The 26,090-nt window shown below is 72.2% G+C and carries 23 protein-coding genes and 1 pseudogene; 10 read left to right on the top strand and 14 right to left on the bottom strand.

Annotation, left to right across the window (positions count from 1 at the left end):
- Positions 1–7 precede the first annotated feature (7 nt).
- Positions 8–661: a LysE family translocator gene (locus tag ABIA38_RS24640; RefSeq protein ID WP_424640977.1), complete on the bottom strand. Its 654-nt coding sequence runs from the start codon at positions 659–661 to the stop codon at positions 8–10.
- A 74-nt stretch (positions 662–735) separates the two neighbouring features.
- Positions 736–1,119 carry a MerR family transcriptional regulator gene (locus ABIA38_RS24635; RefSeq protein ID WP_424640976.1) on the bottom strand — a complete coding sequence of 128 codons (384 nt, stop codon included), beginning with the start codon at positions 1,117–1,119 and terminating at the stop codon, positions 736–738.
- Between the two features lie 64 nt (positions 1,120–1,183).
- Here ABIA38_RS24635 and ABIA38_RS24630 point away from each other — a divergent pair, with 64 nt between their 5' ends.
- The 3 genes from ABIA38_RS24630 (at position 1,184) to ABIA38_RS24620 (ending at position 4,035) form a co-directional block, all read left to right on the top strand.
- On the top strand, positions 1,184–2,401 hold the full coding sequence (locus ABIA38_RS24630) for an MFS transporter (RefSeq protein ID WP_424640975.1): 1,218 nt from the start codon (positions 1,184–1,186) through the stop codon (positions 2,399–2,401).
- A gap of 181 nt (positions 2,402–2,582) precedes the next feature.
- Positions 2,583–3,362: an SDR family NAD(P)-dependent oxidoreductase gene (locus tag ABIA38_RS24625; RefSeq protein ID WP_424640974.1), complete on the top strand. Its 780-nt coding sequence runs from the start codon at positions 2,583–2,585 to the stop codon at positions 3,360–3,362.
- Between the two features lie 103 nt (positions 3,363–3,465).
- Positions 3,466–4,035 (top strand): GNAT family N-acetyltransferase, encoded by a 570-nt coding sequence (locus ABIA38_RS24620; protein ID WP_424640973.1) that lies wholly within the window; start codon positions 3,466–3,468, stop codon positions 4,033–4,035.
- A gap of 99 nt (positions 4,036–4,134) precedes the next feature.
- On the opposite strand, the gene ABIA38_RS24615 is transcribed toward ABIA38_RS24620, so the two are convergent.
- Positions 4,135–5,574, bottom strand: a complete 1,440-nt coding sequence (locus ABIA38_RS24615) for a PLP-dependent aminotransferase family protein (protein WP_424640972.1) — start codon at positions 5,572–5,574, stop codon at positions 4,135–4,137.
- On the opposite strand from ABIA38_RS24615, the gene ABIA38_RS24610 reads away from it, so the two are divergent.
- Positions 5,573–6,484: a DMT family transporter gene (locus ABIA38_RS24610; RefSeq protein ID WP_424640971.1), complete on the top strand. Its 912-nt coding sequence runs from the start codon at positions 5,573–5,575 to the stop codon at positions 6,482–6,484. The two genes, ABIA38_RS24615 and ABIA38_RS24610, sit on opposite strands and share 2 nt — an antisense overlap.
- A gap of 66 nt (positions 6,485–6,550) precedes the next feature.
- Here the strand turns inward: ABIA38_RS24610 and ABIA38_RS24605 are convergent, their stop codons facing one another.
- Positions 6,551–7,159, bottom strand: a complete 609-nt coding sequence (locus tag ABIA38_RS24605; RefSeq protein WP_424640970.1) for a hypothetical protein — start codon at positions 7,157–7,159, stop codon at positions 6,551–6,553.
- Positions 7,160–7,619: 460 nt separating this feature from the next.
- On the opposite strand from ABIA38_RS24605, the gene ABIA38_RS24600 reads away from it, so the two are divergent.
- Positions 7,620–8,900 carry a GNAT family N-acetyltransferase gene (locus ABIA38_RS24600; protein WP_424640969.1) on the top strand — a complete coding sequence of 427 codons (1,281 nt, stop codon included), beginning with the start codon at positions 7,620–7,622 and terminating at the stop codon, positions 8,898–8,900.
- 1,097 nt (positions 8,901–9,997) lie between these two features.
- Positions 9,998–10,282 (top strand): hypothetical protein, encoded by a 285-nt coding sequence (locus ABIA38_RS24595; RefSeq protein WP_424640968.1) that lies wholly within the window; start codon positions 9,998–10,000, stop codon positions 10,280–10,282.
- Between the two features lie 137 nt (positions 10,283–10,419).
- Here ABIA38_RS24595 and ABIA38_RS24590 read toward each other — a convergent pair whose 3' ends face one another.
- On the bottom strand, positions 10,420–10,797 hold the full coding sequence (locus tag ABIA38_RS24590) for a MerR family transcriptional regulator (protein ID WP_424640967.1): 378 nt from the start codon (positions 10,795–10,797) through the stop codon (positions 10,420–10,422).
- A 103-nt stretch (positions 10,798–10,900) separates the two neighbouring features.
- Complete coding sequence (locus ABIA38_RS24585; RefSeq protein WP_424640966.1) at positions 10,901–11,740, bottom strand: SDR family NAD(P)-dependent oxidoreductase; 840 nt, start codon at positions 11,738–11,740, stop codon at positions 10,901–10,903.
- Between the two features lie 226 nt (positions 11,741–11,966).
- On the opposite strand from ABIA38_RS24585, the gene ABIA38_RS24580 reads away from it, so the two are divergent.
- Positions 11,967–13,019, top strand: a complete 1,053-nt coding sequence (locus tag ABIA38_RS24580; protein WP_424640965.1) for a 2-dehydropantoate 2-reductase — start codon at positions 11,967–11,969, stop codon at positions 13,017–13,019.
- Positions 13,020–13,025: 6 nt separating this feature from the next.
- On the opposite strand, the gene ABIA38_RS24575 is transcribed toward ABIA38_RS24580, so the two are convergent.
- The gene (locus ABIA38_RS24575) at positions 13,026–14,015 is read right to left on the bottom strand and encodes a LysR family transcriptional regulator (RefSeq protein ID WP_424640964.1); all 990 of its coding nucleotides are present in this window, start codon (positions 14,013–14,015) and stop codon (positions 13,026–13,028) included.
- 103 nt (positions 14,016–14,118) lie between these two features.
- Here ABIA38_RS24575 and ABIA38_RS24570 point away from each other — a divergent pair, with 103 nt between their 5' ends.
- Positions 14,119–14,814 (top strand): type 1 glutamine amidotransferase domain-containing protein, encoded by a 696-nt coding sequence (locus tag ABIA38_RS24570; protein WP_424640963.1) that lies wholly within the window; start codon positions 14,119–14,121, stop codon positions 14,812–14,814.
- A 223-nt stretch (positions 14,815–15,037) separates the two neighbouring features.
- Here the strand turns inward: ABIA38_RS24570 and ABIA38_RS24565 are convergent, their stop codons facing one another.
- Positions 15,038–15,349, bottom strand: a complete 312-nt coding sequence (locus tag ABIA38_RS24565; protein ID WP_424640962.1) for a PhzF family phenazine biosynthesis protein — start codon at positions 15,347–15,349, stop codon at positions 15,038–15,040.
- A 183-nt stretch (positions 15,350–15,532) separates the two neighbouring features.
- Between ABIA38_RS24565 and ABIA38_RS24560 the strand changes: the two are divergent.
- Positions 15,533–16,567, top strand: a pseudogene (locus ABIA38_RS24560) (acyltransferase family protein); the annotation flags it as partial.
- Here ABIA38_RS24560 and ABIA38_RS24555 read toward each other — a convergent pair.
- The 6 genes from ABIA38_RS24555 to ABIA38_RS24530 form a co-directional block, all read right to left on the bottom strand.
- Positions 16,481–17,782, bottom strand: a complete 1,302-nt coding sequence (locus ABIA38_RS24555) for a cytochrome P450 (RefSeq protein ID WP_424641047.1) — start codon at positions 17,780–17,782, stop codon at positions 16,481–16,483. The pseudogene ABIA38_RS24560 and the gene ABIA38_RS24555 overlap by 87 nt on opposite strands.
- 386 nt (positions 17,783–18,168) lie before the next feature.
- The gene (locus ABIA38_RS24550; RefSeq protein WP_424640961.1) at positions 18,169–19,548 is read right to left on the bottom strand and encodes a cytochrome P450; all 1,380 of its coding nucleotides are present in this window, start codon (positions 19,546–19,548) and stop codon (positions 18,169–18,171) included.
- Entirely contained in the window at positions 19,541–20,677 is a 1,137-nt protein-coding gene (locus ABIA38_RS24545) for a terpene synthase family protein (RefSeq protein WP_424640960.1), read from the bottom strand. Before ABIA38_RS24545 ends, ABIA38_RS24550 begins: the two co-directional genes overlap by 8 nt.
- Positions 20,678–21,096: 419 nt before the next feature.
- Entirely contained in the window at positions 21,097–22,350 is a 1,254-nt protein-coding gene (locus tag ABIA38_RS24540; RefSeq protein ID WP_424640959.1) for an MFS transporter, read from the bottom strand.
- Positions 22,351–22,680: 330 nt separating this feature from the next.
- Positions 22,681–23,526 (bottom strand): serine/threonine protein kinase, encoded by an 846-nt coding sequence (locus ABIA38_RS24535; protein WP_424640958.1) that lies wholly within the window; start codon positions 23,524–23,526, stop codon positions 22,681–22,683.
- A 207-nt stretch (positions 23,527–23,733) separates the two neighbouring features.
- A complete protein-coding gene (locus ABIA38_RS24530) occupies positions 23,734–24,729 on the bottom strand; it encodes a PQQ-binding-like beta-propeller repeat protein (protein ID WP_424640957.1) in 996 nt (331 codons plus the stop codon).
- A 243-nt stretch (positions 24,730–24,972) separates the two neighbouring features.
- On the opposite strand from ABIA38_RS24530, the gene trpS reads away from it, so the two are divergent.
- Positions 24,973–26,046 carry a tryptophan--tRNA ligase gene (gene trpS, locus ABIA38_RS24525; RefSeq protein ID WP_424640956.1) on the top strand — a complete coding sequence of 358 codons (1,074 nt, stop codon included), beginning with the start codon at positions 24,973–24,975 and terminating at the stop codon, positions 26,044–26,046.
- The last annotated feature ends 44 nt before the right edge of the window (positions 26,047–26,090 follow it).

Here is a 26,090-nt window from a genome sequence, read left to right as displayed (position 1 = left end):
CGGGGGCCTACGACTCCACCGCCATCCGGATGCCGAGCGCGACCATCACCCCGCCGGAGGTCTGCTCCAGCCGGCGGCGGACCTTGGCCCGGCTCAGCACGGTGCGCATCCGGCCGACGAACCAGACGTAGAGCCCGTACCAGCCGATCTCGAACGTCGCCCAGATCGCGGCCAGCCCCACCATGGTGGGCAGTTGCGGCGCACCGCTGGGGACGAACTGCGGCAGGAACGACATCGCGAACACGGCGGCCTTGGGGTTGGCCAGGTTCAGCGTCAACGCGGACCGATAGGCCCGTCGGCCGGTGCCGGGGACCCGCTCGCCGCCCGCTGCCGCGTCGTTCGCGCCCTCGGTGGCCGCGGTGAACCCGGTCAGCCCGTCGCGCCGGGCCGCCCGGATGGCCTGCACCCCGAAGCCGACCAGGACCACCGCGCCGACGATGCGCATGATGTCGTAGGCGAGTTGGGATGCGGCCAACAGCCCGGTCAGCCCGAAGGCGGCGGCCAGCCCCCAGATGAACACGCCGGACTCGTTGCCGAGCACGGCCAGGAAGCCGGACCGACGACTGTGCAACGAGTGCCGAATGATCAGGACCGAACTCGGTCCGGGGCTGGCCGCGATGAGAGCACAGGCGCCGAGGAACGCCAAAAGCGTATGAGTCATTCCGGCATCCTCGCCCCGCCCCGAGCCGAAACGCCATCAATTTGCCCCACAGGCAACCGGGTGGACACGGCGATTCAGCCGGCGGCGGCCAGTCGGGGGGCGCCGCCGCGTACTTCGTCGAGGTATTCGGCGATGGCGTCGCGGTTGCGGGTCAGGCAGTCGACACGTTCGGTCATGCGCTGGAGTTCGTGTTCGAGGGTGGCCAACATTTCCGGGGTGGCGTCCGGGAAGTGGATGATTCGGGGCTTGTTCAGGCACGGGAGGATCTGTTTGATGATCCGGGTGGGCAGGCCGGCGTCGAGCAGGCCGCGGATCTGCAGCACCCGGTCGACGAAGAACTCGTCGTAGTCGCGGTAGCCGTTGGGGGTGCGATCGGCGACGATCAGGCCCTGTTCCTCGTAGTAGCGCAGCAGCCGGCGGGGGGTGCCGGTGCGCTCCGACAGCTCTCCGATGCGCATGTGATCCACCTCACGTCTCGTGGCTTGACCCTCACATCAATGTGATGGTTCGAGCATACGTGGCATGAGCCACGAGATCACCGCACCGGCACCTTCCCACACCCCGACCGACGACCGAAAGTTGCCCATGGCCGCGCTGTTGGCCCTGGCCACGGCGGTGTTCATCACCAGCCTGACCGAGACCCTGCCGGCCGGCGTGCTGCCCGCGATGAGCGCGGACCTGGGGGTCGGCGAATCGGCGATGGGCCAGTCCGTGACGATCTACGCGATCGGCACGGCGCTCACCGCGATTCCGCTGTCCACCGCGACCGCCGGGTGGCGGCGCAAGCGGTTGCTGCTGACCGCGATGGCCGGCTTCGCGGCGGCCAACACGGTCACCGCCGTGTCCGGTAACTACCCGCTGACCATGGTCGCCCGCTTCGTTGCCGGCGTGGCTGCGGGCCTGGCCTGGGCGCTGCTCGCCGGCTATGCCCGCCGGTTGGCACCCGTACGGCTCCAGGGCAAGGCGATCGCGATCGTGATGGCCGGCATCCCGCTCGCGCTGTCCCTCGGCGTACCCGCCGGGACCTTCCTCGGCGACCGGTTCGGCTGGCGGATCACCTTCACGATGATGACCGTGCTCGCCCTGCTCCTGATCGGCTGGATCGCGGCGATCGTGCCCGACCACCCCGGACAGCGCCCGGAGGAACGCACGCCGATGTTGCGTACGTTGGCCATCCCCGGGGTGGCCCCGGTCCTGTTCGTCACGCTGGTCTTCGTGCTGGCGCACACCATCCTGTACACCTATATCGCCACCTACCTCGACCACCTCGGCCTGGGCGGCGCAACCGACCTGGTGCTGCTCGTGTTCGGCGGCGCGTCGCTGTTCGGCCTGTGGCTCGTCGGCGCGTGGATCCACCGCCGGCTGCGCGCGCTGACCATCGCCGCGACCCTGCTGTTCGGCGCGGCGGCGGCCGTGTTGGCGGTGTTCTCCGACAGTCACGCGCTGGTCTACGTCGCGGTGGTGTTGTGGGGCCTCGGGTGGGGCGGCGCACCCACGTTGCTCCAGACCGCCGTGGGTGATGCGGGCGGCGACGAGGCGGACGCCGCGCAGGCCATGCTGGTCACGCTGTGGAACGCGGCGATGGCGGGCGGCGGGGTGGTCGGCGCGCTGCTGCTCGACCTGCTCGGCGCGGGGTCCTTCCCGTGGAGTGTCCTGGTGTTGCTGATCCCGGTGTTGGCCGTGGTGGTCGCCGCCCGGGCGCACGGTTTCCCGGCCCGACGGGACCACACGAACGGGTGACCGCGTCGATCGCAACGCCTCGGAACGAACGCCGCAGAATGCCCTGGAGCGATCCGGATCGTCGCGGAACGCCGTTGCCGAACAGCACGATTGCCCCTGATTCCCCGGCCCCCGCCCCCGCTCCCGCCCGCACCGGCGGGGACGGGGGCGTTCCGTTTCGGCTGCGGATTAGGCTGCGGACATGAGTTCACAGGCATATCTCTCCGGACTGTTCGCGCTGGACGGCCGGGTCGCCGTGGTCACCGGCGGCAGTTCCGGCATCGGTCGGGCCATCGCCGGCGCGCTGGCGCGGGCGGGCGCACGTGTGCTGGTCGTCGCCCGGCGGGAGGCGGAACTGGTGGCCACCGTCCAGGAGTTGACCGCGCAGGGAGCCGAGGCGGCCTGGGTGAGCGGCGATCTGGGCAGCCGGGCGGGGATTCGGGCGGCGGCGGACGCGGCGGCGGCCGTGTTCGGGGAGCCGGACATCCTGGTCAACAGCGCCGGGATCAACCTCCGCCCGCCGCTCGGCGAGTTGGGCGACGACGTCTGGGACGCCACCATGGCGGTCAACCTGGAGGCACCCTTCCTGCTCGGGCAGCGGTTCGGGCCCGGGATGGCCGAGCGCGGCTACGGCCGGATCATCCACGTGTCGTCGCAGCAGGCGCACCGGGCCTTCGTCCAGAGCGGCGCCTACGGCGTGTCCAAGGGCGCCCTGGAGTCGCTGGCCCGCTCGCAGGCCGAGGCGTGGTCGGGCTCCGGCGTCACCGCCAACACCCTCGTCCCCGGCTTCGTGATGACCCCGCTCAACGCCCGCCTGTCGAGCGACCCGGAGCGGGTCGCCGAGCTGGCCGCGCGCACCATGGTCGGGCGCAACGGGCTGGCCGAGGACTTCGAGGCCGCGGCGGTGTTCCTGGCGGGCGCGGGGTCGGCGTATGTCACCGGACAGTCGATCTTCGTCGACGGCGGGCTGAGCGTGCACTGAGCGGGCGGCAGACCGTGCGCCGCCTGCCTGCCTGCCGGGTGGGGCGGGCGGGGCCGCGGGAAATGGATTGCACGGCCGGTCGGTGGTCACCGATGATCCTACGATGACCACTCCCGAGAACCCCGACCGCCCCCGCTCCGCCGCGCCCGAACCCCGGGTGCGCTGGGTCTCCCTGATGGGACGACCGCTGAGCGCGCTGGTGGCGGGCGATCTGACCGAGGCCCGCCGACAAACCGGCCTGGACCTGCCCGAGTTCTTCGCCTCCGAGCAGGCCCGCCGGTTGTGGCGATACCGATTCGATCAGGTGACCGCCGACCCGGAGAGTGCGCCGTGGGTGGCCCGGGCGGCGGTCTCCGAGCCGGACGGCGCGGTGGTCGGCTACGCCGGGTTCCATGGGCCGCCGGACGAGGTGGGCATGGTGGAGATCGGCTACACCGTGGTGCCCGAGGCGCGCCGCCGGGGATACGCCCGCGCGATGCTCAGGGCGCTGCTCGAGCGCGCGGCGGACGAACTCGACGTGGCGATCGTCCGGGTCACCATCTCGCCGGACAACGCCGCGTCGCTCGCCACCATCCGGGGCTTCGACTTCGTCGAGGTGGGCGAGCAGATCGACGAGGAGGACGGCTTGGAGATCATCTACGAGGTGGCGGCCGACCGGATCCGGAAGGTCTGAGCCGGCTCCTCGGGCCGGTCGGGGGTGGGCGGGCCCGGGGCGGTTCCGGGTGGCTTCCTGCCGGGTGCTTCCCTGTCGTGTGGTCGGCCTGGGTGGGCCCTACGGCCGCGACTCGGTCGCGACGTACGCCCGGTACAGCCGCTCGACGCCCTCGATCAGCCGCTCCGGGCCCTCGGCGTACGCGTAGCCGACCCGCACGTACGGCGCCGGCGGCTCGGCGGTGAAGTAGGCGGGCCCGGGGGTGACCGCGACGCCGGCGTGCAGTGCGGCCGAGGTGAGCGCGCGGACGTCCCGGCCGTCGGGCAGGCGCAACCAGAAGTGGTAGCCGCCGTAGGGGAGTCGGTCCGGGAGCAGTTCCGGCAGGAGCCGGTTCAGCGCACCCGCGAGGACCTGTCGCCGATCGCGCAGCGCGGCGCCGAGGGCGCGCAGGTGGTGTGGCCAGGATGGGGCGCCGACCAGTTCGAGGGCGGTCTCCTGGAGCGGGCGCGGGACGAAGAAGCTGTCCACCGCCTGTACCGCGCGCAGCCGCTCGAACGCCGGACCGTGTGCGGTGAGCGCGGCCACCCGCAGGCTGGGCGAGGTGGTCTTGGTCAGCGAACGGATGTGCACCACCACGCCGTTCGGATCGTCGGCGGCCAGCGGCGCGGGCAGCGCGGGCGCGTCGGCGTGGGCCAGTCGGCGGGAGAAGTCGTCCTCGACCACGAATGCGCCCGCCGCGTGCGCGATGTCCACCACCTCGGCGCGCCGGGCGGGCGTCAGTACCGTACCGGTCGGGTTCTGGAACACCGGCTGACAGACGAAAACCCGGGCCCGGGTGGCCGCGAAGGCGTCGGCGAGCAGATCGGTACGGACTCCGTCGGCGTCCATCGGCACTGGCACCGGCCGCAACCCGGCGGCCTGCGCGACGGCCAGGACACCCGGGTAGGTCGGCGATTCGACCAGTACGGGCGAGCCGGGCGCGACCAGCGAACGCAGCGCCGTGGTCAGCGCGTTCTGCCCGCCGGCGGTGATCAGTACGTCGGACGTGGCGACCACGCCGCCGATGTCCCGGGCGAACCACGCACGCAGCTCCGGGAGTCCCTCGAGGGGTGGCCGCTCCCAGGCGCCGGGTCGACGGCCGGCCCGGGTCAGCGCGCCGGCCAACGCGCGTTCCGGTTGCAGCGACGGGTGCAGGTAGCCGCTGTTGAGGTCGACCACCTCGGGCGGCGCGACGGCGAGCGCGGCCAGCACGCCGGACGCGTCCGGGCTGCGTTGTGGGGGTACGCCGGGCTCGGCGCTGAGTGCGACCTCCTGCCACGAGGTGTCGCCGACGGCCGGCGTCGGGCGGCGCGGCGCGGCACGGTAGACCCCGGCGCCGGGGCGGGAGACCACCAGGCCCTCGGCGGCGAGCGTGGCGATCGCGCGCGAGACGGTGACCGGGCTGACCCGGTGCCGGTCGACGAGCGCACGACTGGACGGCAGCTTCTCGCCGGCCGAGTAGCGGTCGAGATCACTACGAAGGATCGCGACCAGATCGACCGCACCGCTACTCTTGTCCATGACAGTACAAGATAGCGCTATTCGACCGGCCTCGATAGCGGTCGGCGGGACCACCCTCGCGGCGGTCGGCATCCTGACCTTCTCGCTCAGCCTGCCGGCGACCGCCTGGGCGCTCGACGGGTTCGGCCCGTGGACCGTCACCGGCCTGCGGGGACTGCTCGCGGCCGGGTTCGCCGGGGCGGCCCTGCTCGCGGTGCGGGCACCGCTGCCCGCCCGGGAGGACCGGTTCGGGCTGATCGTGGTCGCGGTCGGCTGTGTGCTCGGCTGGCCGCTGCTCACCACGCTCGCGCTGCGGACCGCGTCGACCGCGCACTCCGCGGTGGTGGTCGGGTTGTTGCCGATGGCCACCACGGTGTGGTCGGTGCTGCGTACCGGCGAGCGGCCGAGTCGGACCTTCTGGGTGGGGGCGATGGCGGGTGCCGCGGTGGTCTTCGGCTTCGCCGTACAGCAGAGCAGCGGCGGGCTCGGCCTGGCCGACGCCTTCCTGTTCGCGGCGCTGGTGATGTGCGCCGGCGGCTACGCCGAGGGGGGCACACTGGCCCGACGGATGCCGGGGTGGCGGGTGATCGCGTGGGGTGTGGTGGTGGCCGCGCCGATCACCGCGCTGACGGCGGTACTGGGCCTGGCGGCCGAGCCGGTGCATTGGAACGTGCACGGGGTGGGTGGGCTGTTGTACCTGGCCGCGGTGTCGCAGTTCCTCGGCTTCGTGATGTGGTATCGCGGGATGGCGGCGATCGGGGTGCCTGCGGCCGGCCAGCTGCAACTGGCCCAGCCGTTGCTGACGTTGGTGTGGGCGGTGCTGATTCTGGGCGAGTCGTGGTCGCCGGCGATGCCGGTCGCCGCGCTCGGCGTGCTGGGCTGCATCGTGCTGACGCAGGGGGCGAGGGTGGGACGTAGGGGGTCGGTGTAGCGCGGTGTCGAGCGGCGCGCCCGGGACGGTGGCGCGCCGCTCGATTGCTCGCCCTGTCCGGGGTGCTCAGGCGGCCTTGGTGATGTTCTCGCCCAGATAGCCGCCGCAACTGTTCGTCTGGTAGACGTTGGTCACCACCCACCCGCTGGGCACCGTCGAGTTGGCGCAGACCGACATCCCGTTGGACAGCCGGTTGGTGATCACCTCGCCCAGGTACCCACCACAGCCGTTCGTCGTGTAGAGCTGGGTCGCCACCCAACCGTCCGGAATCGCCAGGTTGCCGCAGACGCTGAGGTAGTTCGTGCCCGCCGAATTGGTGATGTTCTCGGCCATGTAGCCGCCGCAGCCGTTGGTCGTGTAGAGCTGGGTCGACACCCAGCCGGCGGGGATCGTCGAGTTGGCGCAGACCGACATCCCGTTGGACAGGCTGTTGGTGATCACCTCGCCCTTGTAGCCACCACAACTGTTCGTGGTGTAGATGCTGGTGATCACCCAGCCGTCCGGGACCGTCGAGTTGGCACAGATGCTGAGGGTGCTCATGATGTGCACCGAATCGGTGGTCCTGGCCGCCGAGTCGGTGCTTGCCTGCGCCGAGCCGGCGGAGAGTACGGCGCCGCCGCCGAGCAAAGCGAGTGCCGCAAGCAGGCGAACCAGCCACATCCCGGTGAGTTTCACGTGGTCTCCCTTGTCTCCCCAGTGCGCTCGTCCGGAACTCGGATGCACCGGTCGGCCACCACAGTGGAGGTGCGGAGGGGCGGAACCAACACCCGGCCGGTTCGGACAATCAATCCCGGAAAACCGGCCATCGCGGGTCAACCGCCGTTCGGCGTACGGAAAATCAACTCCGAGGCCGCTACCAGGGGGAGAACCCGCGACGGGCCGCGAACAACGCGCCTGCCGCCACTGCGTGTACGTCGCTCGGTGGGGGCGGGGTGTCGGCCCTCGCGGGAGTGGTCGACGGCATGGCACGGCTCGGCGACAGGCCGACGCGGGTGGCGGACGGTCGGCCTCGGGAGTGACGGCGGGCCCGACCGCAGGCCGACCGTAATTCGCTTGACCCGGCCGCGGGTCGACGCTGCACTGTGGCGGGCACCGCGAGTCGTGGTGCCGGTATCCCAGGGAGGCAGCGGCAACAATGGAGATCCGTTCCACGACCGACCAGGACCTCGACGTCTTCGTCGACACGCTCCATGCCGCGTTCGGGCGCTTCCGGGATACCCCCGCCGAGGGCGAGGGGGTGTGGTGGTCGGCGCTCGAGATGGACCGCAACCTGCTTGCCGTGACGTCGGACGGGCGGCCCGTCGGCACCGCCGGTGCATTCTCCTTCGAGCTCACCCTGCCCGGTGGGATGCTCGTCCCGACCTCCGGGGTGACCGCCGTCGGCGTCCTGCCCTCGCACCGGCGCCGGGGCGTGCTCCGCGCGATGATGCGGCATCAGCTCACCGAGCTGCGCGCCCGAGGGGAGTTCCTCTCCGTACTGCTGGCCTCCGAGGCCCTGATCTACCGCAGGTTCGGCTACGGACCGGCGACCTACACGCAGCGGCTGACGGTGCCGCGCCACCGGGCCGCCTTCGCCCTCCCCCGGGCGCATGGCACGGCCGACGCGCCGGTGACCGGCTCGGACGTCGGTTCGGATGCCGGCTTGGACTCCGGCTCGGACCTCGGCTCGGACTTCGGCTCGGTCGAGCTGCTACGGCGGGCCGAGTGTGGCGAGATCCTGGAAGAGGTCTACGACCGCTATCGCCGCACCCAGCCCGGTGCACTGTCCCGGCCGCATCACTGGTGGGCCTCGGGCGCGGGGCACGCACCGATCTCTCGGGCGCCGCGTTATGTCGCCGTCCACCGGGACGCCGACGGCGTGCCGGACGGATACGCAAGCTACTCGCTCGGCGAGTCCGACACCTTGACAGTCGACGAGACCATCGCCGTCGACGACGTCGCCTACACGGCCCTGGCCCGCTTCGTGCTCGAACACGACCTGGTCGCGCAGGTCGTGTTCGAGCACTTCCCGCCCGAGCACCCGCTGCGCTGGCAGCTTGCGGACTTCAACGCCGGCCAGGTGAGCCACGACACCGACTGGCTGTGGGTGCGGCTGCTGGACGTCCCGCGTGCGCTGACCGCGCGCGGTTGGCGCACGGACGGCGAGCTTGTCCTCGACGTGGACGACCCGTTCCTCGGCGAGCACGGCCGCCACCTGCTGACCGTCCGGAACGGCCGGGCCGACTGCGTCCCGACGGACCGCGAGCCCGACCTGTCCCTGGACGTGACCGACCTGGGCTCGGTCTACCTCGGCGGCACCACCCCGAGCACGCTCGTGCGTGCCGGACACATCCGGGCCCACCGCCCGGGCGCGGCCACTTTGGCCGACGAACTCTTCCGCGCCGAACGCTCCCCACACTGCCTGCACCGATTCTGACCGCGCACCCGGCGACGCCGTGGGCAGGTCTCAAGAGCGCGCGGGATAGGTCATCGTGTCCAAGCGGACTCGCTACGCCCACTTCCGCTCCCGGGACGAACCGGCGGTTGCCTACCTGCAGGCGCTCGCCTCGTCGGGGGTGTCCGCGAACTGCCCGTCTACGGGGGCGATATGCGTACGGAGGGAGAGTTCCACCCGGAGTTCGGGTTCCTCGGCGCCGAGGTATGGTGCTCGGGCCTTCGGAGGTTCGCGAGGCTCCGGAAGGCATCGTCCCACGGCATGAAGCAGTCGTGGTGCGAGGAGCTCGCCTTGCTCGGGACATTCTTCCTCGGAGCCGCGAACGTGGGTGACGCCGTGGTCGAACCAGCGATGGAACGTTCACTGTTCCAGCGGGAGTGACGGCTGTCACCGTGTATGTCTGGGGCGGTGGCGGTGCGGGCGGCTCGGCAGGTGCCGGCGGGGGCGGGGGCGGGGGCGGCGGCGGAGGCAGCAAGGCACCTTTGATCGCCAATCCCATCGGTGGGGGCGGCGGCGGTGGGGGTGCCGGCGGCAGCGGCGGCGGAGGGGGTGGTGGCGGAGCCGGCGGCAGCTACACCAGCTGCACCCTGGCCGTCACCCCGGGGGAACACCTCGACATCGGCTTCATCGGTGGCCCGCAGCCAACCTCCGGGCCTGGTGGAAGCGCGGGAAGTGGCGGCTCCGGAGGTGCCGAGGGCTCGACCCTGACGAGCGGTGCGCCCGGCAATACGGGCGGCCATGGCGGCGCCGGGGGCTATAGCTCCCAGTCCACGAAGGGCGCGAACGTCGTGGTGGACACCGGCCTCCAGTCCCCGGGGGGATTCAAGAGGGTGCTTGCCCTGGGGGGTCCCAACGGGAATCCGACAGGTGGCGGGAACGGCGGCGGGGGTGGCGGAGGTGGCGAGAACGGCAAGATCGGAGGCTCGGGAGGGGCAGGAGGCGCGGGCGGCGCTGCCGGCCCGGCCGGGCCGGGTGGAGCCGGTGTGAACGGGTCGACGGGCGGTTGCTACGGCGGTACGGGGGCCACGGTTCTCAGCGGTGTCCCAGGCGGCACCGGCAGCGCAGGCACGGTCGGCACGATGGGTATCACCGGCGGCCGGGGCACCACGAACAGGGGCGGTGCCGGCGAGCGTGGCGGCATTGGTGGCAGCGGCGGCAAGGGGGGCGCCGGCGGTGCGCTGCCGTCGACCTCCGTGACCCCGCCCGCCGGCACCGGCGTCGGCGGGAGCGGTGGCAGCGGCGGCGCCGGCGGCGGCGGCATCCTCTCCAACGGCGGCCAGCAGCCTGGAGCGGCCGGAGCCGCAGGCGCGCCGGGCTCGGTGGGCGGCACAGGCAGCAATGGGTACGCCCTCATCACCTGGTGACGCCCCAGGACGATGGTGATCTCGGGGGGCATCAGCCGCAGCCTGAACGGCACTTCGTCGACCCCGTCGTGGTCGGTCGGGTCGGCGGTGTCCCGAACTCGACGCGCCCGCAAGCGCGTTCGCCCGCCCGCCCGGGCTCAGGCCACCGGGCGGATTCGGTCCACGCCGGCTCGGTGGAGGGCGGCGGCGAGGGTGTTGCGGGTCTCGGTCTGGGCGGCGATTCGGGCGTCGAGGACGGCCAGGCGGTCCAGGGCGATGCGGAGGGTGGCGGCGCTCGGGGGTTGGCCGGCCACATCGATGCCGGCGTCGAGGCAGGGGAGGAACGCGCGTACGTCGTCCAGGGTCAGGCCGACCGCGAGCAGATCGCGGATCGAGCGAACCCGGGCCACGTCCCGCTCGGCGTATACGCGATAGCCGTTCGCCGACCGCGTCGACTCGATCAGCCCCGCCTGCTCGTAGTGGCGCAGCGCGCGCGGCGTCGTCCCGGTCGCCTTCGCCAGTTCACCGATCCGCATCCGGACACCTCACACCTCCGATAGGTACCACCACCACACCTATCACGCGGGCCCGGCCCCGAATCCGATCGGGGCCGGGCCCGCGCCGACAGGTGCGCACCGGCTACGACAACACCGCGCCGCCGTCGACCGGGAGGACCACGCCGGTGACGAAGGAGGCGCCGGGTGCGGTCAGCGCGGTGATCGCCCAGGCGACCTCTTCCGGCTCGCCGATCCGGCCCAGCGGGGTGTGCGCGAGCTGCCAGGCCCGGATCGCGGCGCGTTGTTCGGGGCTCCAGCCCTGGTGGTCGGCGATCGGCGTGGTGATCGCGCCGGGGGCGACCGCCACGACCCGGACGCCGCGCGGCGCGAGTTCGACGGCCCAGCTGCGGGTGAGCAGTTCCAGACCGGTCTTGGTCGCGGCGTACAGCGAGTTGCCCGGCCAGGCGCGCTGTCCGACCGACGTGGTGATGTTGACGATCACCCCGCGTGCGGCCTCCAGGATCGGGAGCGCGGCCTGGGTGAGCAGGACGGGTGCGATCAGGTTGGTGGCGAGCAGCGGGTCGATCATCGTGCGGGTGTAGCTGCCGAGGTTGCCGGTGCCGACGATGCCGGCGTTGTTGACCAGTACGTCGAGCCGGCCGTACGTCTCGGCGACGACGCGCACGATTTGCTCGGGCTCGCCCTCGGCGGTGATGTCGGCGGTCAACGGGGTGATCCGGTCCTGCCCGGCGGCGGTCTCGGCGAGCGGCTCGGCGCGGCGTCCGACGGCGATCACGTACGCCCCCTCGGCTGCGAACGCGCGCGCCGTGGCCCGGCCGATACCGGTTCCCGCGCCGGTGATCAGGACGACGCGGGGGTGGGCGGCGGCGGGGGTGTCGGTCCGGGCCTCGGTCTCGTTCCCGGTCTCGTTCTCGTTCTCGTTCTCGGTGAAGTCCATGCGCTCGGTCTCGGTGAAGTCCATGCGCCGATGCTTCAACGTTGCCGCCAACGGCAGGGTCAAGCGCCCCTGCGCTCGGCGAGGATTTCCCGACCGGGTCCGGACTGGGAAGGGCCACCGATCGTGCCCGAACCGGTCCCCGCGCCGGTCGCCGACCCGACCTCCGATGCGTCGAACGCGAGTGCGGGTCCGGGGACGTACCCTTGCGGATTGGTCCCCTGGCTTGTCCCATCCGTAGCGGAGGCTGTACATGTCCCAACCCGCTCCACGTTCGCGGCCCCGACCCCGGATCGCGATCTTCGGCGCCGGCAGCGTCGGCTGCTATCTGGGCGGTCGGCTCGCCGCCCTCGCCGACGTCACCCTGATCGGCCGGCCGGCCGTGCTGGCCGCGCTCGCCGACGGGTTGACGGTGACCGGGGCGGGCCGTCCGCCGACCGAGGTCGCGCCCGAGCGGCTGACCCTGGCCGCCGAGCCGGACGCGGTGACCGGGGCCGACTTCGTGCTGGTCACCGTCAAGTCGGCGGCGACGGCGGAGGCCGGTCGGGAACTGGCCGGGCGGCTGAGCCCGGCGGCGATCGTGGTCAGCCTGCAGAACGGCGTCCGCAACACCGCCGTACTGCGCGCCGCGTTGCCCGGGCACACCGTGCTCGCCGGCATGGTGCCGTTCAACGTGCTGCGTACCGAGTCCGCCGTGTTCCACCAGGGCACCTCCGGTGCGCTGATGGTCGACGCGAATCCGCGCGCGATCCCGCTCGTGGACGTGCTGGCCGAGGCGGGCCTGCCGGTCCAGGTGCGCGAGGACATGCCCGAGGTGCAACACGCGAAGTTGCTGATGAACCTGAACAACGCGATCAACGCGTTGTCCGGCCTGCCGCTGCGCGAGCAGCTCGGGCAGCGCGACTACCGGGCCTGCCTGGCCCTGTGCCAGGGCGAGGCGCTCGCCGCGTTCCGGGCCGAGGGGATCCGGCCGGCCAAGCTCGGCCCCGCGTCCGCCGCGCGTACCCGGCATCTGCTCGCGCTGCCCGATCCGTTGTTTCGCCGGTTGGCGAGTTCGGCGCTGCGGATCGACGCGCAGGCCCGCTCCTCGATGTGGGAGGACCTGGAACGTGGCCGGCCCACCGAGATAGCCGACATCCAGGGCGAGGTACTCGCGATCGCCGAGCGCAACGGACTGACCGCGCCCGCCAACGCACGCCTGGTCGAGCTGATCCACGACGCGGAGGCCGCGCCGGCGGGAGCGGCTCGGCGCTGGAGCGGCCCGGATCTGCTGGCCGAACTCGATGCGGCGGTGTCCGGCGGCTGATCCCGCTCACCACTCCCGCGCCGCCCGCACCAGGTACTCCTGGACCATGGCCAGCTGCGGATGGTCCGCCGTACCCGCGCGGCGGACCAGGTAGCCGGTGTTGATCGGCGGATCGTCCGGAACCAGCAGTGCGACGAGCGTGCCGGCGGCCAGTTCGGCCGCGCACAGGTAGCGGGGCAGTACGGTCAGACCCGCGCCGGCCAGTACCGCCGCCAGCACGCCGCGCAGATCCGGGACGGTGATCGCGGCCCGCTCGGTGAGCCGGGTGCCGAAGACGTGTCGCCAGTAGCGGCGGGCGATCGGCAGGTCCTCGGCGTAACTGACCAGCGGTACACCGCGCAGCGCGGCCGGACCCTCGGCGGCGACCCGCGCCGGCCCGCCGATCCGCTCGGCCCAGGCCGGCGCCGCGACCAGGACGAACTCCTCGTCGAGCAGTGGGACGGCGGCCAGCGTGCGCCCGCGTGGCCGGGTCGTGGCGAGCACCAGGTCGTAGCGACCCGCGCGCAGCCCTTCCAGCAGGTCCTCGGTCATCCCGGTACTGATCCGGAGCAACACCCCGCGCTCGACCAGCGGCGCGAGTGCGGGCAGGGCGAGGGTACACAAGACCTCGGCGGGACCGGCCAGATGCACCGGTTCGGCGGGTGCGTCCGCGCCGTACCGGTCCCGTTCGGCCACCTCCGCCAACGCGTCCAACGGCTCGGCGATCCGGATCGCCAGATCGTCCGCGACGGGTGTGGCCGCGACGCCCCGGGGCAGCCGTTCGAACAACTCTCGGCCCAGCCGGCGCTCCAGCGCGCGGATCTGGGTGGTCACCGTGGGCTGGGACAGGCCGAGCACCCGGGCGGCGCCGGTGAACGAACCGGCCCGATGCACCGCGAGGAAGGTACGCAGCACGGTCAGATCCAGCGGACCGCGCGGAGCGGTGTCCGGTATCGACGCCCCGGCCGACGTGGACCCGGGGGACCCGGGCGACCCATTGGATTCTTCATGGCTCATGGTGGAGAGCCTATTTGAATGGTGATGGGTGCGGGATCTACGTTCGACTACGACAGAGCGACAGAGCGACAGCGCGTCTGCGGTGCCGAATGGAGAAATGACGATGGCGAAGATCCTGTTCGTGCTCAGCGGTTCCGACTTCTGGACGCTGGCCGACGGCACGCGGCATCCGACCGGCTTTTGGGCCGACGAGGCGGCGGCCCCGTTCGCGGCGTTCACCGCGGCCGGTCACGAGGTGGTGGTCGCGACGCCCGGCGGGGTGCTGCCGAGCCCCGATCCGGCGAGTCTGGCGCCCGAGGTGAACGGTGGCCCGGAGGGGGCGGCCGAGGTGGCGGCCACGGTGGCGCGGTTTGCCGCGCTGGGCACTCCGCTGGCCCTGGCCGACGTCGAACTCGCCGACTACGCGGCGGTGTTCTACCCCGGAGGGCATGCGCCGATGGAGGATCTCGCGGTCGACGCGACCTCCGGCGCGCTGCTCACCGCGGCGCTGGACTCGGGCCGACCGCTCGGCGTGGTCTGCCATGGGCCGGCCGCGCTGCTGGCGGCCGAGCGGGCGGACGGCAGCTCGCCGTTCGCCGGCTACCGGCTGACCGCGTTCACCAATGCCGAGGAGACCCAGGCGGGCTTCGCCGACCGGGCCCGCTGGCTGCTTCAGGACCGGCTGGTCGCGCTCGGCGTGGAGTTCGAAGAGAGCACGCCGTGGGCGCCGCACGTGGTGGTCGACCGGAACCTGTACACCGGCCAGAACCCCGCCTCGGCGGCCCCGCTCGCGGCCGAGCTGGTCAAGGCGTTGGGCTGAGCCCGGCGGCCGGGCCGGCCGGTCGAACGACCCGCGGGCCCGGCCCTACTCGGGCGACCCGGCGAACTCGCGAAGGATGCGCGCGCCGTACCGGGTCGCCGACCGCGACCGGTGTCGGGGTCGGGCGCCGGTACGTCCGACCCTTCCTGAGCGCCCTCTCGCGAGCAACGCCGCCGACCGCGCCGGGCCGGGCCGGTCGGCGGCGGTCCGGGCCGGACCGCGCTCAGAGATGCAGTTCGGCCCGGAACGCGGTGACCGCGTCGCCGGTGACCGAGACCGTGAGCGCACCGTCGGCGCCGGCCCGGACGAGCACCTCGACCTCGCCGGGCCGGCCCATCGCGACGCCCTGCCGCCCGGTGAATGCGAACCCGCCGTCGGTGAGCGGCGCCAGGCCGTGCCGGACCGGGTAGGCGCCCAGGGGACCGTGGCCGTTGCCGGTGACGGGGTCCTCGGCGATGCCGATCGCGGGGGCGAACATCCGCGACCAGGTGAGCGGTTCGGCACCTCCGTCGTCGGGGTAAGGAACCGCACCCACACATCGTGATCCGGCCCGTCCGCGGGCAGTACGGACGCCGTCTCCGAGTTCCCGGTTCGGCGCCCCCGCACTGCCGAGAACGGCGTGGGTCGATCACCGCGCGGCCGGCCGGTGGGATGCTCTGGGCCCGGTCACGGTGCCGCATCCCGCCGTGCCCTTCGAGGGGTTCGCCTCGTTGGCAGCATGACGTGCGAGAGGAGGCGGCGCCGGCTCATGACCATCCCGACGCCACCGGCGCGGCTGAATTCGCTCACGAGCCTGCGTTTTGTGCTCGCCGGCGGGGTTCTGACGTGTCACATGGCCTTTGTCACGAAGGTTTTCGACGGACCCGTGCAGCAGGCCCTGCGAACGACGATGCCCGTGGCCACGACGGCGGTCAGCGGTTTCTTCGTCCTGTCCGGATTCGTGCTGGCCTGGTCGTACCGGGAGGGGGACCGACCCCGCTCGTTCTGGCGCCGCCGCGCGTGGAAGATCTACCCCACGCACGTGCTCGCCTGGGTGGCCACCGTGGTGTTGTTCGCGGTCGCGACCCGCCCGCCGCTCACCGTCACCCAGCCCGGCCACGATCCGGTGGTCGCCGTCGCGGGGTTGTTCCTGCTGCAGGACTGGGTGCCGCGCGCGGGCTGGTTCAGCAGCTTCAACGTCCCCGCCTGGTCGCTCTCCTGCGAGGTGTTCTTCTACGCCCTCTTCCCGCTCCTGTTCGTCGCCGCCCGCAGGATCCCGGTGCACCGGCTTCGATCCCGCTGGGCCGCCGTCGCCGTGCTGATCCTGCTGCTGCCGGCCGTGTCCGCGCTCGTGCCGGGCCCGATGTCCCTGGACTGGGTACCGATCAACGAGACCAGTCTGTGGTTCGGCTACGTCCTACCCGTGGTCAGGCTGCCCGAGTTCGTGCTGGGCATCCTCACCGCCCGTCTGGTCCGGGCCGGCCACTGGCCACGGTTGACCCCGTGGGCCGTATACGCCCCGATCGTCCCCGGTTTCCTGCTCCTGCCGGTGCTGCCGCCGCAGTACGGAATGGCGGCCGCGGCGGCGCCGTTCCTCGCGCCGATCATCGCCCACCGGGCCCTGGCCGACCTCCAGGGCACCACGCGGCGCATGGCCCACCCCGTGCTCGTCGCCCTCGGGGAGGCGTCATATGCCCTGTACGTCACGCACTATCCGCTGATGATGGCCGTCCGCGCCGCCCTGGGGGACCGATCCTTCACCCCGTGGGCCGCGCTCGCCGTCGTGTTCGCGTTGATGGCGTCGTCCGTGTTGTTGTCCCTGGTGGTGTATCGCTGCTACGAGGCGCCGCTGCAACGGCGTTGGGCGCGGGCACGGTGCGTCCGTCCGGTCGGGACGGTCGTTCCGGCGATGGTCGAGCGAGACCGGCCTCGGCCGGCCGGACTCGCTCCCTCCCGGCGCGGCCCGGCCCGGCGCACGGGAGGGTCGGGTCGGCCGTGGCTCGTTGTCCCCGGTCTGTTGTCGCCGGGCGGGGCCGAGGAGGACCGGCAGGGACCGGTAGTCGTTGACGATGAACGACGGCACGGGTTCGAGGCCGGCGGACCCGGCGGCGAGGGTGAGCTGCGGGAATCGGCCGAACAGGGCCGATACCGCGATGGTGGACTCGATCCGGGCGAGGTGGGCGCCGAGGCAGAAGTGTGCCCCGTGCCCGAAGGCCAGGTGCTGCTTGTCGGCTCGGTCGAGGTCGAAGTCCTCGGGGCGGTCGTGGACTTCCGGCGCGCGACCGTGCGCGCCGAAGGAGGGCAGCAGCAGGTCGCCGGCGCGCAGGGTGGTGTGTTCGTCGAGGGCGATGTCGCCGGTGACGAAGCGCAGGGGCATGTGCATGATCGGAGCCTGTAGGCGCAGCGACTCCTCGAAGACGTCGTCCCAGCGGTCGGGGTCGCGAAGTGCCGTGACACGTTGCTCGGGATGGGTGAGCAGCGCATGGATGGTGTGGTCCAGGTGCGCGGCGACGGTTTCGGTGCCGGCGCCGATCATCAGGAACAACGTGCAGACGAGTTCCCGGTGGCTGAGCCGGTCGCCGTCTTCGTCGTGGGCGTCGAGCAGGGTGCTGGTCAGATCGGCGCCGGGATCGGCCTTCCTGACGGCGACGAGGTCTTCCAGAACGGTGTAGATCTCCTGCGTGGTCCACGCCGCGAGGTCGGGATCCTCGACCGTGGCGGGCAGGATCTCGAGGGCGTGCAGCAGCCTGGCGCGTTCCCGATCGGGGACGCCGAACAGGTCGCAGATCACCTGGCTGGGGATGCGGCGGCAGAAATGCTCGCGCAGATCGACGACGCCGTCCTCGGCCGGCAGCTCCGCGAGACGGTCGAGGAGAGCGTCGACCGTCGCCTGTACGGCGGGCCGCAGGGCCTCGACGCGGCGAGGGCTGAAGGCCTGGGCGATCAGGCCGCGCAGGCGGCGATGGTCGGCTCCGTCGGTGGTGAGCATGGAGACCTCGTCGATCCACGGGGCCAACCACGGGATGCTGCCCGGCTGGTAACCGGGCCAGTTGTGGCGGGCGTCCAGCGCGACGTGCGGGTGGGTGACCAGGTGCCGGAACACCTCACCGCGAGTCACCGACCAGGCCGTGAGGTCTCCCGGGAGTCGGACCGGGGCCACCGGTCCGTGCGCCCGCAGCTGGGCTGCCTGCTGGTGGAGGAGACGGCCCGAAGTGTCGAGCACGGTCGGTGTGGCGGGGCACAGGGGGGTGCGGTCGGGCATGGCGCTCCTCGTCGTTCCGGCTTCGTCGTTCCGGCTTCGTTGTTCCGGCTTTGTTGTTCCGGGTTCGTCGTGGTGGCTTGGTCGTTCCGGCTTCGTCGTTCCGACTCGGTCGTTCAGTGCGTGGTGGTGTGGCGGGGGTGCAGGACCAGGGGGAGGTGGTCGGGGAGCAGGAGCATTCGGGCCGCGGGGCGAACTCGGGTGTGTGGCGCCGGGGTCAGGGTCCAGCGCTGGGCCAGGGTGGCCAGGATGGTGATGGCCTGGGCCCAGGCGAGGGGTTCGCCGATACAGGAGTGGATGCCCGCGCCGAAGGCGACGAAGGTGTCCCTGGGGCGCCGGCTCGCCGGGCAACCGGCCGGCGAGGTCTGCCCGGTGCTGAAGCGGTCGGGGTCGAACCGGTCCGGATCGGGATACCAGGCCGGGTCGTGCTGGACGGCATGCGGCACGTAGCAGACCGCCGCCCCCGCCGGGATGCGGAAGGGGCCCAGGCGTACGTCGGTCAGGGCGCGGCGGGTGAGCAGCCAGACCACCGGGTACGCACGCAGGGTCTCGGTGATGACGCTGCGGGTGTACGGCAGCCGGTCCAGCTGGTCGGCCTGCACCGGTTGCCCGGCCAGGACGTCGTCCACCTCGGCCTGCACCCGGCGTTGCATCTCGGGATGGCGGCCGAGTTCGTGGCAGACCCAGCTGAGCGTGGAACGGGTGGTCTCCGCACCGGTCATCAGGACCGTGATCACCTCGTCGTGCACCTGCTGCGGCGACATGGCTTCGCCGGTGTCCGGGTCCCGGGCCTCCCGCAACATCGTCAACAGGTCGGCACCGCCGCCGGCATGGCGGGCGATCACGGTGTCGACGGTGGTGTGCATGTCGGCCAGGGCCGCGGCGAAGCGCCGGTTGGCGGGCAGCGGCAACTTCTCCAACAGTTCGGTGGTGTCCAGACAGCGCCACAACACTCCGTCGAGGATGACCGGAAGCGCGGCCTGCAAGGTGGCCAGGTGTCGTTCCTCGACCGCGACGGCGAAGAGATTGCGCAGCACCATGCTCAGGGTGAGTGCGTACAGTTCCTCGTCCAGGGCGATCGTCCGGCCGCTCGGCCAGGCACCGATCCGCTCCTCGGCGACCTCGCGCATGGCCGGGACGTAGGCGGCGATCTGCCGCCGGTGGAACGCCGGTTGCATCAGCCGCCGCTGCCGCCGGTGGAAGTCACCCTCCGAGTTGGCCAGGCCGTTGCCCCACCATGGGCGCAACTTGTCGTACTGCCGCCCCTTGTCGAAGGAATGCGCCTGATCGACGAGCACCTGCCGGACCAGAGCCGGGTCGTTGACCACGTACATCGTCTGCGGTCCGATCCGGATCGTCACCACGGGCCCGCGTGAGCGCAGCGAGCCGAAGAACCCCAGGGGGTCCCGGACCAGCGGCACCGCGCTGCCCAACAGCGGCCATCCGCGCACCGTGGGCACGGCCCGGGCCCGCCCGGCAATGGTCGCGTCACCCATGGCCCCGCCCTTCGAGTACGCCGTCGCGGGGGTAGCGGCCGGTCTCCAGGGACCAGGCCAGATTCCCGCTCATCCAGAACCGCAGGCCGTCCAGGTAGCGCCGCAGCGGCTCGGAGGCCCGGGCCCGGACCGGCCGTTCGGCGGCCAGATAGCGCTCCACCTGGTCGTCGTGCATCCGGGCGGCGACCCACAGCGCCTCCTGCGGGTCCAGGTCGCGCCAGGAGCCCAGGACGGCGGGAAGGCTGTGCACGACACTGCTGCGGGCGACCTCCTTGGGGTAGGACATGATGTCGTTGGCCCAACAGGCCACGTCCACCGCCATGTCCGTCAGCGCGACCACCTCGGGATCGTCGTAGTCGTCCGCCGACAACTCGAATCCGGCGGCGACATCCGTCAGCGCGATACAGGTCCGTACCGCGCCGCTGTGCCGACGCATCCGCACGTATTCCGCCGGCGACGGCGGTGCGCCGCCCGCGCCGGCGGCCGACCTGTTGGCCGCCTCCCAGCACTGCGACATGAAGTAGCCCTGTACGGCGGCGAGGAACCGGGCCTGCTGAAAGCCCGTCGCGCGCTCACGCACGCGCACCCCCAACTCGCCCAGCACGCCCCGGAAACGCGCCTCGACATCGCGCCGAGACTCCGCGCCGGCCGGTGGCGGCTGCGCAAGCGGCGCTTCCGTATCCGCGTCCGTGTCCCTATCCGTGTCCGTATCCGTGTCCGTATTCGTGTCCGTATCCGTGTCCGTATTCGTGTCCGTATTCGTGTCCGTTGCGTGTCCGGTTCGGAAATCATCCGGCCCCGCTTCCAACACGCCCAGGAAATCCACCACACGCCGGATCATCGTCGACGGACAGGCGCCGTGTTCGGACTCGTCACAGAACCCGTCGTCGAACGCGAACAACCACATCTGCCAATCAGCCAGCAGCCGCAGACCCGCCGGCGTGGCATCCGGAGCCGTCCAGGCCGCCAACCACCCCACCCGGGTCCCGCGATACTCCCCCGGATCCCCCAGGCAGTAGATGCCACGCTCCAGCCCCCACCGATAGGACCCTTCATCCACCTCGTCGGCCAGCGGACTGACCTGCCACCCGAACGGATACTCCAGAAGCGGAAGTTCCAGACCAGACACGAACAACTCCCTCGACCGAACCCAAGACCCGCCGCACCCCACGCCACATCGCCAAGACCGAGAGGCGGCTTTCGGGCGGCAGCGGCCCACAAAGCGCAGCCGACGAACGCGCCGACACCACATGGCGAGACGACCGCGCAGACCGGAGCGACGAACCAACTCGAAGCCGCCCCATCCGAAGTGCGAACCCGAACAACACCGCCATGATTTCCCCCGATCCGACCGATCACGCCCACCCGTGAGCCCCGGATGGAGCACAAAACCCCCACCACCCCACCCACACGCCGGAGCACACACACGCGCACCCCGGGCGATCCACCCCCCGTCCCGCCCACCCTCGTCGTTTGCCGATCACCTGGCGGCCAGGCCGGCCCGGCGGCTTTGGGGTCGGCTGGTCGAACTCGGCGGTTACCGGATTCTCATCGGCGGAGAGCCCAACGCCCGGCCCGACCGGGCGCCTTCGGTGCCTCGGAGGGGCCGCCGAGTAGCCGCGCCGTCGGGATCAACGTTGCCGTGAGCACCGCCACCAACGCGAACGACGTGCCCAGGGACGTGTGGTCGGCGATCGTGCCGACGATGGCGGGGGCGATCAGGCCGGACGTGTAGGTGACGGTGGCCACGCCGGCGATGGACCGGCTCGGGTCCTCGCCGGTGCGGCCGGCGGCGGCGAAGGTGAGGGGGAGCACCGCCGATACGCCCACGCCCAGGAGGGCGAAGCCGAGGGCGGCGGGCAGTGCGGAGTGGGTGGCGGCCACCACGGTCGCGCCGATCGTGGCCAGGACCGCGCCGGCGCGGACCGTACGGATCACCCCGAATCGGTCCACCACCGGGCCGGACAGCAGCCGGGCCAGCGTCATCGTGGCGGTGAAGCCGGTGAAGGCCAGGGCCGCGACGCCGGGGGAGGCGTGCGCGACCTGTTCGAGGTGTACCGCACTCCAGTTCGCCCCGGCACCCTCGGCGAATACCGCGCAGAACCCGACCGCGCCGATCGCCAGCACCGCCCGGGACGGCAGCACGAAGCGCGGTGGGGCCTTGGCGTCGGCGGCCGGCCGTGCGTCGAGGAGGTTGCGGCCCGCCTGCCAACCGGCCGCGGCGAACAGTACGGCCAGGGCGGCCAGGTGGATCCGGGCGTCCAGGCCGGCGAACGCGGCGGCGGCCCCAAGGCCCGCGCCGACCAGGGCGCCGGCGCTCCACATCCCGTGCAGCAGTGGCAACGTCGAGCGGCCGACCCGCTGTTCGACGACCAGGCCCTGCGTGTTCATCGCGACGTCGGACATCCCGGCGCCGACGCCGAAGACCAGCAGCGCCGCGCACAACCACGGCAGGCCGGGGGCGAACACCGCGAGCAGCGGCACCGCGCACCACACCACGATCAGCCAACGCAGCGCGGTCCGGCCGCTGTGCCGGTGCACCAGCGACGCGGCCAGCGGCATGGCCAGCGAGGCACCGACCGCGGGGGCGGCCAGCGCGAAGCCCAACTGGCCCGCGCTGAGGTCGAGATGCTCGCGCAGCCAGGGCAGCCGGGAGGCGAAGCCGCCGCCGATGGCGCCGTGCACGGCAAAGATCAGGCACGCGGCGATCCGGGCCCGGCCGGCCTCGGCGACTCGGGCGGCGTCGGGGGCGGCGGCCGAACCTGCGGGCGGGCAGGCCGGCGACGGGGAAGTCTGCGTCATGGCCCGTTAAACTATCAGGAAGGCTTCCTGAAAGAAAGATCCCAGTCTGATTCGGCGAGAGCCTTGGCCGGCCCCGGCCCCGGCCCCGGCCCCGGCCCCGGCCCCGGCCCCGGCCCCGGCCCCGGCCCCGGCCCCGCCCCGGCCCCGGCCCCAGCCCCGGCGTCGGGGCGTGCGTGATGTGGGATGTACGGCTGTGGCAGGGCACCTCCGGGATCGGCGGCGACGAGCCGTTCGGCGGCCCGCCTGGCCGAGGACTCCCTGGGGCACCCGGGGATTCCCGGGGACGCCCGGAGGCTCCGAGGGATGCCCGGTGCGTACCGAGAACGAGCCTTATACCCGGTATGTACCGGAGACCAGGCCCGCCGGCGCGACCGCGCTCCACGCGTCGAAGAGTTCGGTGACGTTCGAGTAGCGCTCCGCCGGGTCGCGCCGGGTCGCACGTTCGACCACCGCGAGCTGGGCCAGCGTGCCGCGCCAGGCACGTTCCTCGTCGCCCGCGTCCAGGAGCAGGCGCAGCGTACGGCCGAGCAGGAACACGGTGCCGGCGCGGGTGACCAGCGCGCCGCGCCGGGTGTGCTCGGGCGGCATGTAGCGCACCGACCCGGAGAGCCGGGCGGTGTCCAGGACGAACGGCGCGCTGCGGTACTCGTCCAGGTCGATCAGGTGCACCCGGCGGGCGGCGAAGTCGTACAGGACACAGCCGTCGTACCAGTCGACGCCCACATAGCCGGCCGCGTCGATCATCCGGTGGGCGTCGAGGATCGCGTCCAGGGCGGCGTGTACGTGGTCCAGGGGCAGCGCGCGGAAGCGGGCGAGCGGCGAGGCGGCGCCGGTCCGCAGCAACTTGCCCGCGCGCTTGACCGTCGAGTGGTAGAGCACCTCGCCCGCCCGCCACGGGCCCACCGTGACCGGGACGCCGTTCGCGGTGAAGGTGTGCAGCACGGGCACGATCGCCGGGTGCCGGACGTGCGCGTGCAGGTCGATCGCGCGGCGCAGGCTGAGCGCGGACGCGGGGTTGGGGCCGGTCTTGACGAACCAGTCCCCATCGGCACGCACACCGTAGGAGACCGCACCCGAGTCCTGGTCGCCGAACGTCGTGTGCACGGTTCCGATCGAGCGCAGGAAATCGCCGGGATCCTGTGCGGTGTCGATGGCGTCGAGCAATGGGTGCGGCACGGTGGGCCTTTCCTGGCGGGTGTTCCGGACCCGCCGCCCGGGGGTCGGCAGCGTGGACGGATCGAGCCGGTGGGCATCGGGTCCTGACCCCGACGGTAGCGCCCCGGACAACCCCGACGGGCCCTTTTCCTCGGAAGCTCCGCACCCGAGCGCCCGCCGATATCCCGGAACGCCCCAATTGTGCCGACCCGGCCGGCCCGCCGATCGTCAACCGGCGGGACCGGTGGCCACCGCCATCACCGTGCCGCGCGCGAGTACGAACACCTCCGGGCCACCGTCCCCACGCACCTCGGCGACCCTGCGGTGCAGCGACAGGCGCCGCACGACGTGTCCCTGGGGGTCGAGGTCGAGCAGCGTGCCGTTGCCGGTGACCACGGCGAATCCGGACGTGGTGGGGGCCACCCCGTGGGCGAGCGACTGCGCGATGTCCACGCGCCAACGGAGCGAGCCGTCGGCGGGATCGACGGCTCGGAAGGCGGTTCGGCCCTCCCGGACGAACAGCGTGCCGGCGGCGTACTCCGGCACTCCGAACGGCAGTTCGGCACCGCCCAGCGGCAACTCCGCCACCACGTCCGACCCTTCCCGAAGCACCGCCGCCGAATTCGCGCCGCGCCGCACGAGCAGCCGACCGGAGCCCATCGGTACGAACGCCGCGGTGTCGTGCATCTCGTCGAGCGCGTCCGGCAGCCGGATCCGCCGTACCTCGGCACCGGTCCGGGGCTCGAACACCGACACCCGCGAACTCCGCACCCGCGCCGACACGGCGTCCGCCCCCAACCGGGCGGCCGGCACGACGGCCCGGGGGTGCGGTGCGTGCCAGAGCGGTGCGCCGGTGCGCAGGTCGTACGCCCGCGTCGGGGTGCCGTCGCGCCACCCGCCGATCAGCACCACGTCCCCGATCACCGCGATGTGCCCGGTGCACGGCATGACGTCCACCTGCCAACGGATCGTCCCGGTGGCGACGTCGAGGCAGGTCAGCCGGTCCGGAGTCGGCGCGAGGACGAGATACGCGTCGTCCGCGCGCACGATGTCCCGAGGCCAGGCGCCGACGTGGGTGTCCCACAGCACCGAGCCGTCCCGGCGGTTCAGTCGCACGAGCCGGCTGCATCGTTCGAGGACCGTCACGTGGTCCGGGTCGAGGAACACCTTCGAGACGGCCCCGCGCTGGTGCAGCGGGCGTTCCCACAGCGGTGGTGTGATCATCGGGCCACCTCGGGAGCGGTGTCGGGGTGCCGGCAACGGGGTTGTCGGCGGGACGGGGGTACGGGCTATTCTCGATGTATGCAACACGTGGTGGGTTCGGGTTCGAGCTGGTGGCGCTCCGAGTAGGAGCGACCGCCGGTTTGTGCTTGCCCAGGGTCGTTCGGACGGACGGCCCTTTTTTCGTGCCCTGGATCGGGGTGGGTCGTCGGGACGGCGGCCCACCTATCGACCAGGAGAAAGATCGTGACCACTTCTTCGCTTCCGCCGGAGACGACTCCCGCACAGGCTCGAAGTGCGCTCCTCGAGGAGCGGATTCGGCAAGAGCCGGGGCGCTTTCGGGTGCTCACCGGGGATCGGCCGACCGGACGGCTGCATCTGGGGCATTACTTCGGCACCCTGCACAATCGGGTGCGGCTTCAGGACCTCGGCGTCGAGACGTTCGTCATCATCCCCGACTATCAGGTGCTGACCGATCGGGACGTGGCGGACCACCTGGTGGAGTACGTCGAGGGGTTGTTGCTCGACTACCTGGCCATCGGGATCGACCCGGCGCGCAGCACGATCTTCACGCACAGCGCGATCCCGGCACTCAACCAGCTGCTGCTGCCCTTCCTGAGCCTGGTCTCGGTCGCCGAACTCGGCCGCAACCCGACGGTCAAGGACGAGATCGCACACTCGCGGCAGGCCGCCGTCAGCGGGCTGATGCTCACCTACCCCGCCCACCAGGCGGCCGACATCCTGTCCTGCAAGGCCAACCTGGTCCCGGTCGGCCAGGACCAGTTGCCCCACCTCGAACTCACCCGGACCATCGCCCGCCGGTTCAACGACCGGTATCCGGGCGCCGACGGGCCGGTCTTCCCCGAACCCGACGCGCTGCTCTCGGCCGCGCCGCTGCTCCCGGGCACCGACGGCACCAAGATGAGCAAGAGCCGAGGCAACACGATCGCCCTCGCGGCGGACGCGGACGAGACGGCCCGGCTGATCCGCGGCGCCAAGACCGACGCCGACCGCCACATCGACTACGACCCGGTGAACCGGCCGGCGGTGGCCGGCCTGGTACTGCTCGCCGCGCTGTGTACGGGCGGCGATCCGCACGATGTCGCGGCGCAGATCGGTACGGGCGGCGCCGCCGCGCTCAAGCGCACGGTCACCGAGGCGGTCAACGAGTTCCTGGCCCCGATCCGGGCCCGCCGCGCCGAATACGCCCGCGACCTCCCCCAGGTCCGCCGAATCCTGCGCGAGGGCAACGCCCGAGTCGACGCCATCGCCGACGCGACACTGCGCGAGGTACGCACGGCGATGCGGGCCGATTATTGACCACTGGCCACTGATCGTCGGAGCGCGGAATGAGTCGATCGGGT

Origin of the sequence: Embleya sp. AB8, from assembly GCF_049739465.1 — a bacterium.
Classification (GTDB): domain Bacteria; phylum Actinomycetota; class Actinomycetes; order Streptomycetales; family Streptomycetaceae; genus Embleya.
The sequence above is the reverse complement of the archived record's forward strand: the minus strand, read 5'-3'. Positions and strand labels throughout refer to the sequence as shown.

Coding starts and splice junctions, on each gene's coding strand:
- ABIA38_RS24640 (WP_424640977.1), bottom strand. CDS start 661: ATGACTCATACGCTTTTGGCGTTCCTCGGCGCCTGTGCTCTCATCGCG.
- ABIA38_RS24635 (WP_424640976.1), bottom strand. CDS start 1,119: ATGCGCATCGGAGAGCTGTCGGAGCGCACCGGCACCCCCCGCCGGCTG.
- ABIA38_RS24630 (WP_424640975.1), top strand. CDS start 1,184: ATGAGCCACGAGATCACCGCACCGGCACCTTCCCACACCCCGACCGAC.
- ABIA38_RS24625 (WP_424640974.1), top strand. CDS start 2,583: ATGAGTTCACAGGCATATCTCTCCGGACTGTTCGCGCTGGACGGCCGG.
- ABIA38_RS24620 (WP_424640973.1), top strand. CDS start 3,466: ATGACCACTCCCGAGAACCCCGACCGCCCCCGCTCCGCCGCGCCCGAA.
- ABIA38_RS24610 (WP_424640971.1), top strand. CDS start 5,573: ATGACAGTACAAGATAGCGCTATTCGACCGGCCTCGATAGCGGTCGGC.
- ABIA38_RS24615 (WP_424640972.1), bottom strand. CDS start 5,574: ATGGACAAGAGTAGCGGTGCGGTCGATCTGGTCGCGATCCTTCGTAGT.
- ABIA38_RS24600 (WP_424640969.1), top strand. CDS start 7,620: ATGGAGATCCGTTCCACGACCGACCAGGACCTCGACGTCTTCGTCGAC.
- ABIA38_RS24595 (WP_424640968.1), top strand. CDS start 9,998: ATGGGTATCACCGGCGGCCGGGGCACCACGAACAGGGGCGGTGCCGGC.
- ABIA38_RS24590 (WP_424640967.1), bottom strand. CDS start 10,797: ATGCGGATCGGTGAACTGGCGAAGGCGACCGGGACGACGCCGCGCGCG.
- ABIA38_RS24585 (WP_424640966.1), bottom strand. CDS start 11,740: ATGGACTTCACCGAGACCGAGCGCATGGACTTCACCGAGAACGAGAAC.
- ABIA38_RS24580 (WP_424640965.1), top strand. CDS start 11,967: ATGTCCCAACCCGCTCCACGTTCGCGGCCCCGACCCCGGATCGCGATC.
- ABIA38_RS24575 (WP_424640964.1), bottom strand. CDS start 14,015: ATGAGCCATGAAGAATCCAATGGGTCGCCCGGGTCCCCCGGGTCCACG.
- ABIA38_RS24570 (WP_424640963.1), top strand. CDS start 14,119: ATGGCGAAGATCCTGTTCGTGCTCAGCGGTTCCGACTTCTGGACGCTG.
- ABIA38_RS24555 (WP_424641047.1), bottom strand. CDS start 17,782: ATGCTCACCACCGACGGAGCCGACCATCGCCGCCTGCGCGGCCTGATC.
- ABIA38_RS24550 (WP_424640961.1), bottom strand. CDS start 19,548: ATGGGTGACGCGACCATTGCCGGGCGGGCCCGGGCCGTGCCCACGGTG.
- ABIA38_RS24540 (WP_424640959.1), bottom strand. CDS start 22,350: ATGACGCAGACTTCCCCGTCGCCGGCCTGCCCGCCCGCAGGTTCGGCC.
- ABIA38_RS24530 (WP_424640957.1), bottom strand. CDS start 24,729: ATGATCACACCACCGCTGTGGGAACGCCCGCTGCACCAGCGCGGGGCC.